Annotated in this window: 17 protein-coding genes; 6 read left to right on the top strand and 11 right to left on the bottom strand. The window is 51.5% G+C overall.

Going from position 1 to position 17,274, the window contains the following annotated elements; all coding sequences use genetic code 11:
- Positions 1–19 precede the first annotated feature (19 nt).
- The 3 genes from ACT3IC_RS07730 to ACT3IC_RS07720 are packed head-to-tail and all read right to left on the bottom strand — an operon-like array spanning position 20 to position 3,912.
- Positions 20–2,569, bottom strand: a complete 2,550-nt coding sequence (locus ACT3IC_RS07730) for a fimbria/pilus outer membrane usher protein (RefSeq protein ID WP_159340238.1) — start codon at positions 2,567–2,569, stop codon at positions 20–22.
- Positions 2,570–2,599: 30 nt separating this feature from the next.
- Positions 2,600–3,286 carry a fimbrial biogenesis chaperone gene (locus ACT3IC_RS07725; protein ID WP_159340237.1) on the bottom strand — a complete coding sequence of 229 codons (687 nt, stop codon included), beginning with the start codon at positions 3,284–3,286 and terminating at the stop codon, positions 2,600–2,602.
- A gap of 56 nt (positions 3,287–3,342) precedes the next feature.
- A complete protein-coding gene (locus tag ACT3IC_RS07720) occupies positions 3,343–3,912 on the bottom strand; it encodes a fimbrial protein (RefSeq protein WP_103177945.1) in 570 nt (189 codons plus the stop codon).
- 485 nt (positions 3,913–4,397) lie between these two features.
- Here ACT3IC_RS07720 and ACT3IC_RS07715 point away from each other — a divergent pair, with 485 nt between their 5' ends.
- Positions 4,398–4,961 carry a winged helix-turn-helix domain-containing protein gene (locus ACT3IC_RS07715; RefSeq protein ID WP_159340235.1) on the top strand — a complete coding sequence of 188 codons (564 nt, stop codon included), beginning with the start codon at positions 4,398–4,400 and terminating at the stop codon, positions 4,959–4,961.
- 362 nt (positions 4,962–5,323) lie between these two features.
- On the opposite strand, the gene epmB is transcribed toward ACT3IC_RS07715, so the two are convergent.
- Positions 5,324–6,355 (bottom strand): EF-P beta-lysylation protein EpmB, encoded by a 1,032-nt coding sequence (gene epmB, locus ACT3IC_RS07710; RefSeq protein WP_103177947.1) that lies wholly within the window; start codon positions 6,353–6,355, stop codon positions 5,324–5,326.
- A 40-nt stretch (positions 6,356–6,395) separates the two neighbouring features.
- Here epmB and efp point away from each other — a divergent pair, with 40 nt between their 5' ends.
- The 3 genes from efp to ecnB all read left to right on the top strand — a co-directional run bounded on the left by efp (position 6,396) and on the right by ecnB (position 7,413).
- On the top strand, positions 6,396–6,962 hold the full coding sequence (efp, locus tag ACT3IC_RS07705; protein WP_103822981.1) for an elongation factor P: 567 nt from the start codon (positions 6,396–6,398) through the stop codon (positions 6,960–6,962).
- Between the two features lie 93 nt (positions 6,963–7,055).
- Positions 7,056–7,160: an entericidin A/B family lipoprotein gene (locus tag ACT3IC_RS07700; protein ID WP_371816544.1), complete on the top strand. Its 105-nt coding sequence runs from the start codon at positions 7,056–7,058 to the stop codon at positions 7,158–7,160.
- Between the two features lie 106 nt (positions 7,161–7,266).
- Positions 7,267–7,413: a lipoprotein toxin entericidin B gene (ecnB, locus tag ACT3IC_RS07695; RefSeq protein WP_103177950.1), complete on the top strand. Its 147-nt coding sequence runs from the start codon at positions 7,267–7,269 to the stop codon at positions 7,411–7,413.
- A 65-nt stretch (positions 7,414–7,478) separates the two neighbouring features.
- Here the strand turns inward: ecnB and ACT3IC_RS07690 are convergent, their stop codons facing one another.
- Complete coding sequence (locus ACT3IC_RS07690) at positions 7,479–8,066, bottom strand: helix-turn-helix transcriptional regulator (protein WP_159340233.1); 588 nt, start codon at positions 8,064–8,066, stop codon at positions 7,479–7,481.
- Positions 8,067–8,337: 271 nt separating this feature from the next.
- Between ACT3IC_RS07690 and sugE the strand changes: the two genes are divergently transcribed.
- On the top strand, positions 8,338–8,655 hold the full coding sequence (sugE, locus tag ACT3IC_RS07685) for a quaternary ammonium compound efflux SMR transporter SugE (RefSeq protein ID WP_014882209.1): 318 nt from the start codon (positions 8,338–8,340) through the stop codon (positions 8,653–8,655).
- Here the strand turns inward: sugE and ACT3IC_RS07680 are convergent.
- The 5 genes from ACT3IC_RS07680 to frdA form a co-directional block, all read right to left on the bottom strand.
- Positions 8,652–9,182: a lipocalin family protein gene (locus ACT3IC_RS07680; RefSeq protein ID WP_103177952.1), complete on the bottom strand. Its 531-nt coding sequence runs from the start codon at positions 9,180–9,182 to the stop codon at positions 8,652–8,654. The two genes, sugE and ACT3IC_RS07680, sit on opposite strands and share 4 nt — an antisense overlap.
- Positions 9,183–9,269: 87 nt before the next feature.
- Positions 9,270–9,629, bottom strand: coding sequence for a fumarate reductase subunit FrdD (gene frdD / locus ACT3IC_RS07675; RefSeq protein WP_103177953.1), 360 nt, complete (start codon positions 9,627–9,629; stop codon positions 9,270–9,272).
- A 10-nt stretch (positions 9,630–9,639) separates the two neighbouring features.
- Positions 9,640–10,035, bottom strand: coding sequence for a fumarate reductase subunit FrdC (gene frdC / locus ACT3IC_RS07670; RefSeq protein ID WP_103177954.1), 396 nt, complete (start codon positions 10,033–10,035; stop codon positions 9,640–9,642).
- Between the two features lie 10 nt (positions 10,036–10,045).
- Positions 10,046–10,780, bottom strand: coding sequence for a succinate dehydrogenase/fumarate reductase iron-sulfur subunit (locus ACT3IC_RS07665; RefSeq protein ID WP_103177955.1), 735 nt, complete (start codon positions 10,778–10,780; stop codon positions 10,046–10,048).
- On the bottom strand, positions 10,773–12,563 hold the full coding sequence (gene frdA, locus ACT3IC_RS07660) for a fumarate reductase (quinol) flavoprotein subunit (RefSeq protein WP_103177956.1): 1,791 nt from the start codon (positions 12,561–12,563) through the stop codon (positions 10,773–10,775). The genes ACT3IC_RS07665 and frdA overlap by 8 nt, the downstream gene beginning before the upstream one ends.
- Before the next feature lie 309 nt (positions 12,564–12,872).
- Here frdA and epmA point away from each other — a divergent pair, with 309 nt between their 5' ends.
- On the top strand, positions 12,873–13,850 hold the full coding sequence (gene epmA, locus ACT3IC_RS07655) for an elongation factor P--(R)-beta-lysine ligase (RefSeq protein WP_103177957.1): 978 nt from the start codon (positions 12,873–12,875) through the stop codon (positions 13,848–13,850).
- Between the two features lie 85 nt (positions 13,851–13,935).
- Here the strand turns inward: epmA and mscM are convergent, their stop codons facing one another.
- Positions 13,936–17,259: a miniconductance mechanosensitive channel MscM gene (gene mscM / locus ACT3IC_RS07650; RefSeq protein WP_103177958.1), complete on the bottom strand. Its 3,324-nt coding sequence runs from the start codon at positions 17,257–17,259 to the stop codon at positions 13,936–13,938.
- Between the last annotated feature and the right edge of the window lie 15 nt (positions 17,260–17,274).

The following is a 17,274-nucleotide window of genomic DNA, read 5'->3' as shown; positions in this document are numbered from 1 at the left end:
TCAACTCCCTTGAAAGTCATTAGCGGCATATGGCATCAATTTGATTAACTCCACTGACACCCTCTTCCCTTGCCGATAAATCAAATGATGCACGGCATTGCTGAGCGGTGCTTTCTCCCCACTTGACATCGAGAATACCGGTTTGCTTAAGGCCAGAAAAGTAAACCATGCCAGCATCACCCACTATGTTAGTTTGCTTGCTAATATCATTTAACAACAATGCAATGGCACCAAAAGGAACGTTTTTACCATCATTTGTTTTAAGATGGATAAAAGCACGCTGCCCAATTTTTCCTGAATAATTTGTGCGCACTATAGCTCCGCGGGTGGGTACCACCGTTTGAGTTGTTTCCGGTAATTCCATATTATCAGCCAACGTTGAGCTATCCAGCGTAATATCAGTCCGGCGGTAAGGCGTTACATATGGAACAATTGCATAGCCGCGATAATCTGTAGAAATGGTGGCATCGTTAGTCAGTTTTACATCATTTAACCCAGGTGCTTTTACCAGAACTGCAGCGTCGGTTATATCCTGACCAAAAGTGAGGCCATCAGCATGGGCAATAACGCTTCCGCTGGCACCATAATCAATACGCTGACTATTACGATTATAGCTATAACCCGCGTTAATACTACCTCGTGAGCCGTTATAGGTTGCGCGCATATCGCCGCTATAGTAATCCTCTCGGTTGCTGTACCCCTGCTGAATACTCCACTCCAGGCTATCATTTTCGAGCCCGATACCACCGATAGCGACAGATTGATCAGTTGAGCCGGGATTACTGTTGGTTAACTGATAGCTGGTATAGGTGCCAGGCAGCCAGTTACTCAGAGGAACAGTTACTGTCAGATTTACCCGCTGGTCGTCCTGAGCATCTTTGCCTGAACTGTTGCCATTCCAGGTATAGCGGTTATAACTGTAACCGAGATAATAAGTAATGCTGTTCCAGCCACCGTTATAGCCGATGCTTATCGATTTGTTGGTGCGCTTATTATCCCAATAATCTTCAATAAGTCCGCTGATTGATAAACTTCCCAGGCCTTTTCCTAAGTTTTGGTTTACTGTCAAATTTGTTCTGTTGCGCAGTGCGCGGCCAGCTGAGTAGCTACCGTCATTAGAATAGGTATCCAGCACATCAGTTAATGTATTGAAACCTTTTGTAGAGTAACGATAACCCGCAATGGTAATGTTAGTCCCTGTTTCAATAATGTTTTTACCGTAGCGTACCCGCCAAGATTGCCCGGATGTTTTTTCCTGGTCGCGTTTTTTTGACCATGCCTGGATAACATCCACAGAGATGGCACCGAGATCGCCAAGATTATAACCAAGGCCTGCTGAAATGGACTGGTAATGTGAAGAGAACTGGGTTCCCCCATAAACTGTTGTACTACTGGTCGCCCCATAGCTGGCCGTGGCTTGGGTAAACGGTGTTTCATCAACACTGTTATCGTAGGGACGGTATTTACCTGAGGTAATTTCATACTCAACTTGTTTTTCACGAAGCATCAGCGGGAGCGTCGCAAATGGCACGACAAAGTTTTGTGTTGTACCATCGGATTCTTCGACAGTGACATAGAGATCGCCGCTACCACCGCTGGGGTACATGTCGGTAATCTCGAAAGCTCCAGGTGCGACGTAAGTCTGATACACCTGGTAGCCGTTCTGTTTAATCACCACACGGGCATTGGTTTTTGCGATACCGCGTACGATCGGCGCATAACCACGCATACTTTCTGGTAGCATGCTGGTATCTGTCGCTAATTGCAGGCCTGTAAAGGGAACGCTATCAAAAATGTTAGACAGTGAAGAGCTTTCCCCGATTACCAGATTACTGTTAAGTGAACGGATACTGCGTTGCATATAAAGATAGGCAGAATCCCATGCTCCCTCATCACTACGGGTTTTATTCCAGGTACTGAGATTGCGGATACGCCATGCCCCTACATTCAGCCCGGACTGTAGGTTCAGGCTATAATATTCATCCTTGGACTCAAGATCCTCTGAACCGCTGAACTGATAATTCACCAGCAGCGCATTGATGCCGTCATCAAATTGCTCTGGAGGTATATATCCCTGAGCGGTTGTAGACATCGCAGCCTGGGGGATCGAAATATTAAGCCGCTGTGTTGCAAAGTCGAATACGGTTTCAGTATCAGGAATTACATTAAGGTTGGCGCACCCTTGCTTATTTTCCTGTAAAGCGGGAAATGAACTCACTTTGACGCCATACCTGGATAACATCTCCAGGCTTAAACAAGGGGCAAGTTTAAGTTGGTCGTCATTAGCGTTGGCATTGCTGTCAATAACAAAATTAATGCTTTTTGTCTCAAGGTAACGACCATTAAAGATGATATCTACACGGTACTCCCCTGGTGCCTGGGCATGTCTGTTCTGAAAAACTGATAAATCTGGAATATCTAAGGGACTGCCATTATTTGCAGAGTTAATAAATGCGGGATCAAAGAAATCGCGTGCATATGCCTTATTGTTTAATTCGTGGTACAACGCACAAAGCATTGCCAAACACAGAGTTGATAACTTTAATAGCCCTTTATTTTTATTTTTCATAGACACATCCCTTTTTATTGCTAACATCTATCACAAAGGTGAAGAGTATAAAGATCCTGCTCCGCCATAATCATTTACTATCTTCCAGCTAATACTGGATGCATTGATGTCTTTAATATCAATTTTCTTAGTCGAGAATGGCGATATTGTTCTCACATCAAGGTTTATATCTGTATTTCCAAGATTAACCATATTAAAGTAGTAAAAAAATGGAGTAGGATTCTTAAGCGTTATGGTTTTACCGGACTTACGCCATTCCAGTTTTTTTGCTTCAGTGTTCGGCGATAAACTATTTATTGATTTCGGCCGATAAATGAGGCGCATACGATGACGAACTGCAAGCTGAATGGTGTTATTATTAGCATAGGTATTATCAGAAGGGGGAATCGCCATCACGTTGAAAAAGAATAAAGATTCGCGGTCATCTGGTGCATCAACTTTAGTTGTAGCAAAAAGACGTACCGTATTTTGCTGTTTAGCTTCCAGACGAAACAACGGAGGAGTGGCTAGAAATGAAGGTGATTTCCCTGCCGGAGTCTCAACCCATGATTTAATTAAATAAGGCATGTCATCTTTGTTTTCAATTTGTGCGGTGATTTCACGCGAACCTTCTTTGTAAAGATAGCGAGTTGACTCAATTACAATGCCAGCATGAGCGAGATTACTTACTAATAATGTGCACGCCAGGTTAACGATAAATAGAATAGTTCTGAGCATACGGATTTCTCAAACAGAGAGAGCCTGAGCGCATACGCCCAAGCTCTAAAAGGATATTACTTGGTGGTGTAATCGATAGTAAAGGTTGCTACACCTTTAACCGGACCTTCAGTGACAGAAGTTGTTGAGTTAACTTTTACATAACCGGTGGTATAGTTCAAATAGGTCACTTTACCAGCCGTGTAAGATTCATTCATAACATTACCATCGAAGGATACGCGGGAACCATCGCTAACCTTCTGAATACCAATGCCGATACCAGCAGCGCCGTTTTCTGCAATATTGTCCAGGATGTCAGCGCTTGAACTGGTAGTACCGGTTACGGCAACGGTCAGGCCATTTACGTTGGAAGCATTCGAGCTGCCCAGAGCACAGTCTTTAACTTCAAAACCGAACTTCTGTGCTTTAAACAGAGTATTTGCTGCCTGTCCATTTGCTTCACTTGTGGTGACAGTAGCCAGACGAACAATACCGTTGTTCAGGGTACCAGTCGGAGTCACGACGCAAGAAGTAGAGGAGTCAGAAACTTCACCAAGAACAGTCACTTCTGCATTGTTAATTGCCAGAGCCTGTGCGCTTACAACTGCAGAAGCAGCAACCATTACAGCTACGATTGTTTTTTTCATTTGTTTAATCCATTTAAAAGTACTAGGGTCCTAAATAGTTGCCAGCCTTACGGTTATCGTTATTAAGATAATAACTAATACTAATAACAATTTTTATTAATACTAACGTGGTTGACACTATAGTTACTTGCTTGCCATTCCATAAAGCACAAATCGTGTTCGAAACACGTATACTGTTGCCCGGTGGAAGCTACATAAATTAAAAATGTTCTCTCCAAAAAAAGCATGTGAATGTTTCATCATTTTACTTTCGCAATGGTGATTCATATTGTGTTTAGCCAAGGTGAAGAAGGAGATGGTTAATGTGAAATCAGAATTATCATTTTTATCTGGATGTGATAATCTTCATTCATATAAGCCAAAGCACATGCACCTGGTGTTTAAAGTATCTTTTTTCAAAGAGTTATGTATCTATCATGGTTTATGTTTATGGTTTTTGGTGATGTATTGTTATTTTGCATAAATAAAGGGTAGGGAGATTCTTTATGTTATTCAATTCTTACATGATAAATGATAAAGTTATATTTAATGTGAATAAGAGTGAACTTCAGTCATTAACGGATAATGGTGTTACGGTGACCTTAAATGCGCCTACAGCGCGATGTTTGCAGCTATTACTTGATAGTTCCGGAAAAGTGATTTCGCGTGAGAAATTTTTGGATGAGGTTTGGAATGCGAGAGGAGTGGTGGTTTCAGAAAATACGTTTTACCAAAACATTTCACTCCTCAGGAAATCTTTAATCAGAGCCGGGCTCAATAACGAAATAATTATAACGGTAAGAAGACGTGGTTTTGTTATTTCTGAAGGAACGGTAATCAAAATGCTTCCTCCAGACGAGAAGGCAAGTTCTGGGGATCAAATTCTTCATAAGAGAATTATTCAGGATGTAAATAAAAGTCAGTTGCTAGCAATACAAACGGGACTACCAAAGAAAAAAATGGAGGGTTATTCATATAATATATCAAAGCTTTCAGTAAAACTGTCATTTTTAACACTTGTATTAATGGGGTTTATGACAGTAGCTAATATAATAATATGTTTCATTTAAATGAAGGGGGAATGATTTTATAGAAGCTTGTGAGGATCTTTTTTATTATTTATCCCAAGTGTTAATGTGACTGTTTTAAAAACCCAAAGCATGAGATCCCGCTTTTTAACGGGGTGGAGCGTGCGTCGGATGGTGTTACGTTTGAGGCTGCAGGTTGTGGGAGTGCACTTTCTTACTATTGCCTATTAGTGCAAACCCCAATTCCGAACCTTTCATAAACTTTTTTGCTGAAGTGAAGATAGCATCAACGGATATTGCCCACTGTTTCATATGATGGGTCCTTTTTAATAATATTCAGCCAGCCCCCATACTTCTGAAAGGAGATAGGGGGCTACCGGTATTTGTTACGGCCGAAAGAAGGCTCAGGAACGCTGCTTCAGGCCCAAATCCAGCGGCGTCTTACTGGGCTCCCCCCCAATCTCACGCGCCAGCTTAGGCACCATATAACCGGACACCAGGGTTAACAATTCACGCATTATGGCGCGCGCTTCTTCATCATCGACCATAAAGTGCGCCGCACCCTGCACCTTATCCAGTACATGGATGTAATAGGGCATTACCCCGGCATCAAACAGGGCATTACTCAGGTCGGCCAGCGTTGCCGCACTGTTATTCACACCACGCAGGAGAACGCTTTGATTGAGTAATGTCACGCCAGCACGTCGCAGTTTTGCCATTGCAGCCCGAAACGTATCGTCAATCTCGTTGGCATGGTTGATATGGTTGACCAGCAAGATTTGCAGCGAAGAACGCGCCAGCCGGTGAGTCAGCTCATCGGTAATACGTGCCGGGATCACAATGGGTAAACGGCTGTGAATGCGTAGCCGCTTGATGTGCGGGATCGCTTCCAGCTGCGTAATTAACCACTCCAGCTCATGATCTTTCGCCATCAGTGGGTCACCGCCAGAAAAGATGATCTCATCCAGCTCCGGATGAGCGGCGATGTAATCAAGCGCCGTCTGCCAGTTACGCTTGTTCCCCTGGTTATCGGCATAGGGGAAGTGGCGACGGAAACAGTACCGGCAATTTACCGCGCAGCCGCCCTTAACCAGTAACAGTGCGCGATTACGGTACTTGTGCAGTAAACCGGGCACCACGCTGTTCTGCTCTTCAAGGGGATCGGTGCTGAAGCCGGGGGCGGCGATAAACTCATCCTGCGCGGTCAGCACCTGTTTTAAAAGCGGATCGTCAGGGTTGCCTTTTTCCATTCGCGCAACAAAAGCGCGGGGAACACGCAGCGCAAACAGACGTTTTGCGTCACGCCCGGCAAGGAGTTTTTCGTCAGCGTCTACATTCAAAAGACGGAGTAGTTCATCAGGACTGGTGATTACATCGGCAAGTTGCAATAACCAATCTTCTCTGGACGGGGTATTTAGGGTTACAATATGCGCCATTTTGTGGCTTAGCTACCAGTTAACAATTTCAGAGGGCCTTATGGCGACTTACTATAGCAACGATTTTCGTGCCGGTCTTAAAATCATGATGGATGGCGAACCGTACGCGGTTGAAGCCAGCGAATTCGTTAAACCAGGTAAAGGTCAGGCATTCGCACGCGTTAAGCTGCGCCGCCTGCTGACCGGTACCCGTATCGAGAAAACCTTCAAATCCACCGACTCTGCCGAAGGCGCAGACGTTGTTGATATGAACCTCACCTACCTCTACAACGACGGTGAATTCTATCACTTCATGAATAACTCTACTTTCGAACAGCTCTCTGCTGACGAGAAAGCCGTTGGCGACAGCGCGAAATGGCTGCTGGATCAGGCGGAGTGCATCGTGACCCTGTGGAACGGCCAGCCTATCGCTGTGACCCCACCAAACTTCGTTGAGCTGGAAATCGTTGAAACCGATCCAGGTCTGAAGGGTGACACCGCAGGTACTGGCGGCAAGCCAGCTAAACTCTCTACCGGTGCTGTGGTTAAAGTTCCACTGTTCGTCCAGACTGGCGAAGTGATCAAAGTTGACACTCGCTCTGGTGAATACGTTTCTCGCGTGAAGTAATTCATTTCGGGATGTTGGGCGCAGCACTCTGCTGCGCCTTACCATTCTAAAGAAGGGTCATGGAAGATGTCGCGTCCACTCAAAATTATCCTGATGACAATGATTGCCAGCGCTCTGCTTTCCGGCTGCAACACCGCCCGTGGTGTTGGGGAAGATATCAAAAGCCTGGGTAACGCAATTTCGCACGCCGCCTCCTGATACTTTCTACTTTTCCTAAAAATTCTTCCTTTTCCGTCACTCGTCGGGATCCTGGCTATGCTTATGTTGCTGTACACAATAACTTTGCCTAAAAAAGGAAGACATTATGCTTAAGAAAACATGTGTAGCGATCTTTTCTGTCCTGGTGCTTTCATCTGTATTAACCGCCTGTAATACCACTCGCGGCGTCGGTGAGGATATCTCCTCTGGCGGCAGCGCGATTTCTGGCGCAGCAACTAAAGCACAGAACTAAAGCACAGGCGTAATTTTGGGCGGTACGGTGCTGAATATCCAATCGCCGTACCCTCAGTTTACCGCTCAGGGCAGTGACAGAAACGGCGAGTACCGGGTATCCATGTGCAATTTCATCCGAATATTGCGCTTGTAGGTATAAACCGTTTTTCCATGAATCCTCAGTTTGCTGGCAATGATGTGGTTGCTGGCACCCTCCATCCATAGCATTAACACCTTCTCCTCCTGGCGCGTTAATAGTGGCGTCGCGACGGGCCCTTGCTCACTGACTTCCTGCGCGGCTAAGGCTTTATTAACCGTCTGTGCCAGCATCTCCAGCCGGACCGTTTTAGACAACGATGCCCATAATGGGAACGTATCTAAAAATGCTGACATTTCAGGATGTTCTTCGGAATGCAGCAAAATGAAAGGTATGGTTTCACTGGCGCTCATCACCGAAGAAAGCTGCTGGATGTGCTGAATATCTGACATAAAGCCTTGAAAATCAGCGATGACTAGCGCCGGTTTCCACTGCAGAATATGCTCTCTGGCAAGATAGAGATTGTTAAGGCCCGTCACCAACACGGGTGAAGGAAACAGCCCTGAATGATTGATCCACATTTCCAGGCCCTTACGGGTGTAATGACACCGGTCAATCAAGAGAATTTTGAACATTTTATTTCGCAATTGGCAAAGTAGGGTCGCTTCCTGCTATCAGGAAGAGCCTCATCATAAAGAAGTCGGATGAGTAATAAATGACTGAATTTCGCAGCGAATTGCGTCTATTTCCTGGCTTTAATATCTCAACTATTGAATAAAACAAACGAGTTGAAAAATGAATTCAGGCTCTTCACAATAGGAAATTCCTATCCCTTACAGGACGACCTGTAAGTGTTTCTTTCATCGGGGACGGCCCCAGACTGTTATTTAAGTTAAGGAGCCTCATATGTCCTGGATCATTCTTTTTATTGCCGGTTTACTCGAAGTGGTATGGGCCATCGGCCTGAAATATACCCACGGCTTTACGCGCCTCACCCCCAGCGTGATTACCGTTTCCGCCATGATTGTGAGCATCGTGCTGCTCTCCTGGGCCATGCGTTCGCTGCCGGTGGGCACGGCTTATGCCGTATGGACGGGGATTGGTGCGGTAGGGGCAGCTATAACCGGGATTTTACTGCTGGGCGAGTCCGCGAGCCTGGCGCGTATCGCCAGTCTCGCATTGATTGTTGCCGGTATTATCGGGCTGAAGCTCAGCACCCATTAATGGGTCTGCTCAACCCAGATAAACTTACTGACATCAAATCCCTGACGCGTTGCGGAATTCAGTAACGCTTGTTTCACCTCATCTGAAATCGTCGGTGTGCGGGAGAGGATCCACAGGTAGTCACGATCTGGCCCGCACACCAGCGCATGCCGGTAATCTTTATCCAGCGCAATCACGTTATAGCCGCCATAAAAGGGGCCTATGAAGGAGACTTTCAGCGCTGCGGTATCAGACGCGCCGGTAAAGTACGCCTTGCCCGTCACCTTCTGCCACATGCCGCGTGCAGGATTGTAGCCCCGGTTGATCACCTGAATTCCCCCGTCTTGCATCAGGCTGTAATTCGCCGTCACTTTTTCCAGTCCACGTTCAAAACGGTGGTCAAAGCGGGCAATTTCATACCAGGTACCAAGGAATCGCTGGACTTCAAAAGGACGAACGACCGTCACGCCCCGGGGTGGGGTAGGGGAGCTACAGGCAACAACCAGAAACGCAACGGTAACTGCGGCGATGACAGGCAGGATGCGCATAGGAATATCCTTACAGGATTTTTGTTAAGTGTAGAACCTGTCAGGAATTTTGCTCTCCCACCGGCAGGCGGGAGAGCGGGGGAGAGATCACATAAAGACGACGGCAACCAGCGTGACGACGCTCAGAATAGCCGCCAGACCGTAGAACACCCATTTACCGTTAGGCACGTGGATCTTCAGGTCATGCATGGCGTGATGGATACGGTGCAAACCGCACCACAGCGGCAGAACAATCATCAGGAAGATGAATACCCGACCAATAAAGCTGTGGGCAAAGGCCAGCACCCGCTCGTAGCTCAGCGCATCGCCAGGATAGAGCCCCAGCGGCAGCATAATGCCTACCAGCAGAATAATGACCGGCGCGATAATGGCGCACCACATGCCGCCTGCGCCAAAAAGCCCCCAGAAGAGGGGTTCATCGGAGCGTTTTGGATTTGGATTAATCACGGTGCTCTCCTTACCAGAACAGGGCTACGCCAAGAATCACCACGGTTACTACCGCAGTCACCACCCAGAGTCCTTTAATGACTGGCTCTGGCCCAAGTTTTTCGTTTTTCACGATAATATTTGCTGCTTTTGGCGCCAGTTCAAACCAGGTTTTGGTATGCAACAGCGCCGCCGCCAGTACGATGATATTGAGGATCACCACAATCGGATTCTGCAGGAATCCGACGAAACCGGCCCAGCTTTCCGGACCGTGTTTAAGGGCAAACAGGCCGTACATCAACTCAATACTGAACCACACCGCCGGTACTGCCGTGCCTTCACGCAGCATATAGAAGCGATAAAACGGCAGATTTTTCCACCAGGTGGACGGCATCGGCCGTACATAGGCTTTGCGTTTAGTCGTCATCATGCACTCCTTAGCGTGGTTTCAGGGTGGCAATAAGAAAGTCTTTCGAACTTTCCACCTTACCCTGTTGGATCGCGGCGGCCGGATCGACATGCTTCGGACAGACTTCCGAGCAGTAGCCGACAAAGGTACAGGTCCATACGCCGTTCTGGCCGTTCAGCTGCGTCATACGTTCCTTCTTGCCGTGATCGCGGCTGTCTTCGTTGTAGCGGTGCGCCAGGGTAATGGCTGCTGGCCCGATAAACTCCGGATTCAGGCCAAACTGCGGGCAGGCGGCATAACACAGACCGCAGTTGATACAGCCGGAGAACTGGTGGTATTTGGCCATCTGCGCCGGGGTCTGTTTGTTCGGCCCTTGGTCTGGCGTGCGCGGGTTACCAATGATGTACGGCTTAATGGCTTCCAGGCTTTCGATAAAGTGGGTCATGTCGACCACCAGATCGCGCTCAATCGGGAAGTTCCCCAGAGCTTCGACTTTCATGCCCTTCGGGTATTCACGCAGGAAGGTTTTACAGGCCAGCTTCGGCACCTTGTTGACCATCATGCCGCAGGAGCCGCAAATGGCCATACGGCAGGACCAGCGATAGCTCAGGTCCGGCGCCAGATTGTCTTTGATGTAGCCCAGCGCATCCAGCAGGGAGGTCTGTTCATCGTAAGGCACTTCATAGAAAGCACTGTGCGGGGCGCTATCCACTTCCGGGTTATAGCGCACCACTTCGACTTTCAGGGTTTGCATCTCAGCCATTCGCCGTCTCCTTCTTATCGGCTGCTTCCGCTTCTGCCCCGTAAACGCGTTTCGCCGGTGGCAGCGTGGTGATTTTCACGTCGCTGTAGTCCAGACGGGTCGTGCCGTCCGCATCGCGATAAGCGAGGGTGTGCTTGAGGAAGTTCACGTCGTCACGCTCGGTGCAGCCTTCGTCCAGACGCTGATGCGCGCCGCGCGACTCTTTACGCGCCATGGCGGAGTGCGCCATACATTCGGCCACATTCAGCCCGTGGCCCAGCTCAATGGTGTAGAGCAGATCGGTGTTGAAGACGCTGGAGGTATCCGTCACCCGCACGCGTTTGAAGCGCTCCTGCAACTCAGCCAGCTTATCGATGGTTTTCTGCATCAGCTCCGGCGTACGGTAAATTCCGCAGCCCTCTTCCATAGAGAGTCCCATCTCATCGCGGATCTTCGCCCAGTTTTCGCTGCCTTCCTGATTCACCAGATTTTTCAGGCGCTGCTCGACATCGGCTGCCTGCGCATCAAGCGCGGCGCCGTTCGCCTCACCAGCAGCAGCGGCGCGCGCAACGGCCTGCTCCCCGGCCAGACGGCCAAACACCACCAGTTCCGCCAGCGAGTTTGAACCCAGGCGGTTAGCCCCGTGCAGGCCAACGGAGGAGCATTCGCCCACTGCAAACAGGCCCTGAATGCGGGTTTCACACTGCTGATCGGTTTCAATACCGCCCATGGTGTAGTGTGCGGTGGGACGCACAGGAATCGGATCTTTAACCGGGTCGACGCCGACATAGGCTTTGGACAGTTCGCAGATGAACGGCAGACGTTCCAGCAGTTTTTTCTCACCCAGGTGGCGCAGATCGAGGTAGACCACATCCCCGCGCGGGGTAGAGATGGTGTTGCCTTTGCGCCACTCATGCCAGAAGGCCTGAGAGACTTTATCGCGCGGGCCAAGCTCCATATATTTGTTCTTCGGCTCGCCAAGCGGGGTTTCCGGGCCCATGCCATAATCCTGCAGATAGCGATAGCCGTTTTTATTGACCAGAATACCGCCTTCACCGCGGCAGCCCTCGGTCATCAGGATCCCGGAACCCGGCAGGCCGGTCGGGTGATACTGTACAAACTCCATGTCGCGCAGCGGAACGCCGTGCTGCAACGCCATGCCCATCCCGTCGCCGGTCACGATGCCACCGTTGGTGTTATAGCGGTAGACACGCCCGGCCCCGCCGGTCGCCATCACCACGGCATTGGCGCGGATCTGGACCAGCGTACCTTCCATCATGTTCATCGCCACCAGGCCGCGAGCCTGGCCGTCATCGACCAGAATATCGAGGACGAAATGTTCGTCGAAGCGCTGGATCTGGGGGTACTGGAGTGACGTCTGGAACAGGGTGTGGAGCATGTGGAAGCCGGTCTTATCGGCGGCAAACCAGGTACGCTCAATTTTCATACCGCCGAAGCGCCGCACGTTGACGCTGCCGTCATCCCGGCGGCTCCACGGACAACCCCACTGCTCAAGCTGGGTCATTTCCGTCGGACAATGATGAACGAAATAATCAACGACATCCTGCTCGCATAGCCAGTCGCCGCCGGCCACCGTGTCGTGGAAGTGATAATCAAAGCTGTCATGATCCTGCGCGACGGCGGCGGATCCCCCCTCGGCGGCAACCGTATGGCTGCGCATAGGATATACTTTTGAAATCAGGGCGATTTTAGCGTTCGGATTAGCCTGGGCTGCAGCTATCGCTGCGCGTAATCCTGCTCCGCCAGCGCCTATAATGGCAAGATCGGCTTGAAAGGTATGCACGACATTCCTCCAGATTTTTGATATTCGCATCACGACTACCCTTGGGTAGTGCAGGGCCCAGGAGGGCAAATGCGAAGGCGATTCCACTGCTCCTTTATGGGTAACGCAGTATAGCCGCAGGGAAAGAAGGGAAATTTGACGTGTTCGATTTTTTTGCGGTTATTTCCCTTCATTTATCACTGCAATTGATGAATTGCGTCACGTAATTATTGGAGGTTATGAAAACCCTAAAATTCATTGGGCAAAATTTGTCTCCGCCCTGGGTTGCGAGTAGACTTCGTCCCCTTGTCTGAAATCGGAGAAATTCTCATGAGCGAAACGGCCACCTGGCAGCCGAGCGCATCCATCCCCAATCTGTTAAAACGCGCTGCAATTATGGCGGAGATCCGCCGCTTCTTTGCCGACCGCGGAGTGCTGGAGGTGGAAACGCCCTGCATGAGTCAGGCGACGGTCACGGATATTCATCTGGTGCCGTTTGAAACCCGTTTTGTTGGCCCTGGTCACTCTCAGGGGATGAATCTCTATCTGATGACCAGCCCGGAATACCATATGAAACGCCTGCTGGCAGCCGGGTGTGGCCCGGTGTACCAACTGTGCCGCAGTTTCCGCAACGAAGAGATGGGGCGTCATCACAATCCGGAATTCACCATGCTGGAGTGGTACCGTCCGCACTATGACATGTACCGCCTGATGAACGAGGTGGACGACCTACTGCAACAGGTGCTGGAGTGCCCGGAAGCGGAAACGCTCTCTTATCAGCAGGCTTTCCAGCGTCATCTGGAGATTGATCCGCTCTCGGCTGACAAAACGCAACTGCGTGAAGCGGCAGCGAAACTGGATCTCAGCAATATTGCCGATACCGAAGAAGATCGCGACACGCTGCTGCAGATGCTCTTTACCTTTGGTGTTGAGCCGCAGATTGGCAAAGATCGTCCGACCTTCGTCTATCACTTCCCGGCAAGCCAGGCGTCACTGGCGCAAATCAGCACGGAAGATCACCGCGTGGCGGAGCGCTTCGAGGTTTACTTTAAAGGTATTGAACTGGCGAATGGTTTCCATGAGCTGACCGATGCCCGGGAGCAGCAACAGCGTTTCGAACAGGATAACCGCAAGCGTGCCGCACGCGGCCTGCCGCAACAGCCTATCGACCACAACTTACTGGGTGCGTTAAAAGCGGGCCTGCCGGACTGCTCCGGTGTGGCGCTGGGTGTCGATCGTCTGGTGATGCTGGCGCTGGGCGCCGAGCAACTGGGTGATGTGATTGCGTTTACCGTAGATCGCGCCTGAGATGTTGTTTGCCCGGCGGCGCTGCGCTTGCACGGGCCTACGGATTTTGTAGGCCGGGTAAGCGTAGCGCCACCCGGCATTTGCACTACAAACTCCCCGCCGGGCGCTGCTTCGCCGCCGACGTCAAGGTTCTTCCCGTCTTACGTCCATCCAGCGTTTCCAGGCGCATCTGGAACGGTGGGAACGGCATATCGATGCCGTGTTCACGGAAGCCCGCCAGAATCAGCTGGTGGATCTCATGACGCAGCGGCATACGATGGCCCATCTCCGCCGCGTAAATACGCAGTTCGAAAATCTGGATCCCCTGCTGTAAATCCACCAGGAACACTTCCGGCTCCGGGGTGCTGATCACCAGCGAGCAGCGCTCGGCCGCCGTGTAGAGGATCTGCGTTACCTCTTCGCTGTTGGCATCCGACGGTGCCGGCACGGTCAGGACCACACGCGTGACGGAGTCAGACAGCGACCAGTTAATAAACTGCTCGGTGATAAACGCCTTGTTTGGCACGATGATCTCTTTGCGGTCCCAGTCGCTGATGGTGGTAGCGCGGGTGTTGATTTTGGTGATGCTCCCGGTCAAATCGCGGATCGTCACGGTATCGCCAATACGAATCGGCTTTTCAAACAGGATGATCAGGCCGGAGATAAAGTTGGCGAAGATCTCCTGCAAACCAAACCCGAGCCCCACCCCGAGCGCAGCCACCAGCCACTGCAACTTCGACCACTCAATGCCGATCATCGAGAAGCCCACCAGCCCGCCAAAGAGCATCAGCAGGTATTTGGTGATGGTGGTGATGGCGTATCCGGTTCCTGGGGTCAAATCCAGATGCTGCAACAGGGCCAGCTCCAGCAGCGCCGGGAAGTTCCGGATCAGCTGGGTGGTGATGATGAAGACCAGAATGGCAATCAGGACTGCGCCGAGCGTAATCGGCTCCAGACTCTCCACGCCCTGTACCGTCGAGGTTACATCCCAGAGGGTGATGTTCTCCAGGAAGCCAAACGCCGAATGAATTTCCGACCACAGGAAGATAACGGAGAGCAGGGCGATCAGCATCAGGATGGATCGTACCAGCCGCAGTGACTGGGTACTGATGGCATCCAGATCCAGCTCGGTTTCATCTACCTCTACTGCCCCCTCGGTACTGAGCATGTGAGGTGGCTCCTCTTCACCGCGCGCACGCTGGGCGAGGATTTCGGCCCGGCGGTTTTTCGCCCGGTCGAAGGCCAGGCGACGGCGCTGGATCAGCATCCAGCGGCGGATCACGTGGTAGACCACCAGCAGCAGGAACCAGATCGCTACCGAGGTCTCAAGACGCGCCAGCAACGCCTGAGCGGTGGCCAGATAGCCGACGGCCGCCGCGAGGATCGCCGCCAGCGGGGCGCCGAGCAGCAGATTCCACAGCATATGGTTGACCATGTTATCGCCGCTACCCTCTTTGTCGAGATAGAGCGGGATCCCGGCCTTCTTCAGGCTCAGCGTCACCACCGCAAGCGCACCGCAAATCAGCATAAAGCAGAGGCGACCCAGCGAGCCGGAAAACTCCCGATCGTTGAGGTTATCAAACATGATCAGCGCCATAATCAGCGGCACGATAAGCCCGATGCTCATCAGGTAGTAGCGCATGGCCCGCGCCACGCGATTACGCGGCCAGCCAAAGTGGGCGACAAACAGCCCGTTCGGACGCGCGAAGGTGGCGCAGATCATCACCACCCACAGCAGCGGCACGGTAGCCGTTACCCCGAAACCTATCGCCACCGCCAGCGGGTAAGGCCAGGCTTCGCGCAGGCCATAACCCAGGGTCATCCACAGCACCGGCAGCGGTGAGGCAACCAGAATCGACCAGAAAACCGTGCGCAGCGTGAGCCAGAAATGATCCTGCGTCACCTTGCCTACACGGGCGCTGGAGCGGTCAAGGAAGCGGGTGAAATGGCGACGCGAATAAATGCTGAATCCGACCAGGATCAGCGCCCCCAGCAGCGGGAAAATCGTCTCCTTGCTGGTGAGCATCATAATGCTGGCTTTGCCAAGCTGGCTGAAGGTATCCAGCGAAATCAAGCGGCGCAGGTCCTGAACAATATCAATCGGCCAGGAGAAGGAGACGGGGCGCACGTCCGAGGTCCAGAACAGATAGCGGTGGGTCGCCTCGTTGACCTCTTTTAACGCATCTTCCAGCTGGCTGTTCGATACTTTCAGTTTGGTCAGTTCAAGCAGCAGCGTATCGCCGCCCTGCAACAGAGAGTTCAGCAGCTCGCGCTGCGTTCTCAGCTGGGCTTCCAGAATCCGGTTTTGTTCGGCGGTCAACGGCTTGCCATCCGGCTGGTGGATCTGGCGCAACTGGGGCTGCTTATTCAGTTGATCCTCAAAGCGCAGTCGCTGTACGCGCAGCTGTGCCATTTCGGTATCCAGCTGCTGCGGTTTTGGCATCTCGGGCAGACGCGCAACCTGAGCGCGCAGCGCCTCGCCCAGCAGATTCGACGAACCCAGCCACTGGGACTGTTCGCGAAGGGTATTCAGCGCCTGGCGCACCTGCAGGGTCTGACTGGTTGCCTGACGTTGCTGCGAGGCCACCAGATCCATACGCTGCGCCTGCTGGTTAAGCGCGGCCGAAAGCTCCCGGTTGACTTTGAATTGCTCCACGATGCCGGACGGCAGGTTCTCGCTATTCTCCGCCAGCATCTCGGTGCTTTCCAGCGCCCGCTCAGCTTCACGCTGGCGCTGGCTGTTCAGCTGATTGCGCAGCGCCTGAAGATAAGCGTCCAGCTGCTCACCCTGCTTTTTCGCCAGCTCAGAGCGCATACGGGCCAGCTCCTGACGGTTGTTAGCCGAGAGTTGCGCCAGCTCCAGTTCATCCACCAGGGCTTTTAATCTGGCGGACTCCGCCTGCATGCCGAGATTCTGTGCCTGGTTAAGGGGGGTATTGCCGGTTTGCGCCCCGGCCCGGCGTTCAACCTCATTGAGCTGGCGGCGGGCGTCGGTTTGCTGCTGTGGTAGCTGATTCAGCGAGTCGGCGATATCCCGGGCACGCTCCTGCTCCTGCTGCGCCTGGCGGGTTTTTTCCAGTAGCTGGCTGCTGACCTGTAGGATCTCCTGGTTGAGCGCGTCAGAGGTTAAGCCCGCGGGCACCTGACGTGGCTCTTCACGGATATCGCTCAGCTGCGCGCGGAGGGTTTGCGAAAGTTTGGGGAAATTATCGATAACCTGCTGATACTGCGTGGCACGCTCAAGGGAGCCTTTACGCTCCTCAAGGGCGTTCAGCGCAGCCTGGAGCACCTCTACGGTTTCTGGCTGGGCGGGTTTTGCCGCCTTTGCCTGCTCCAGTTCTTGCGTGATTTGTTTGGTATCGGGGGCCGTCGCTGCGTAGGCCCCCATACTGAGGCACCAGGCCATCAGAAAAGTGATAATCAGGCGCACGTCAGTTTACCTTTT

The sequence above is a fragment of the Leclercia sp. GHBNCSD genome, from assembly GCF_055805075.1.
The sequence above is the reverse complement of the archived record's forward strand: the minus strand, read 5'-3'. Positions and strand labels throughout refer to the sequence as shown.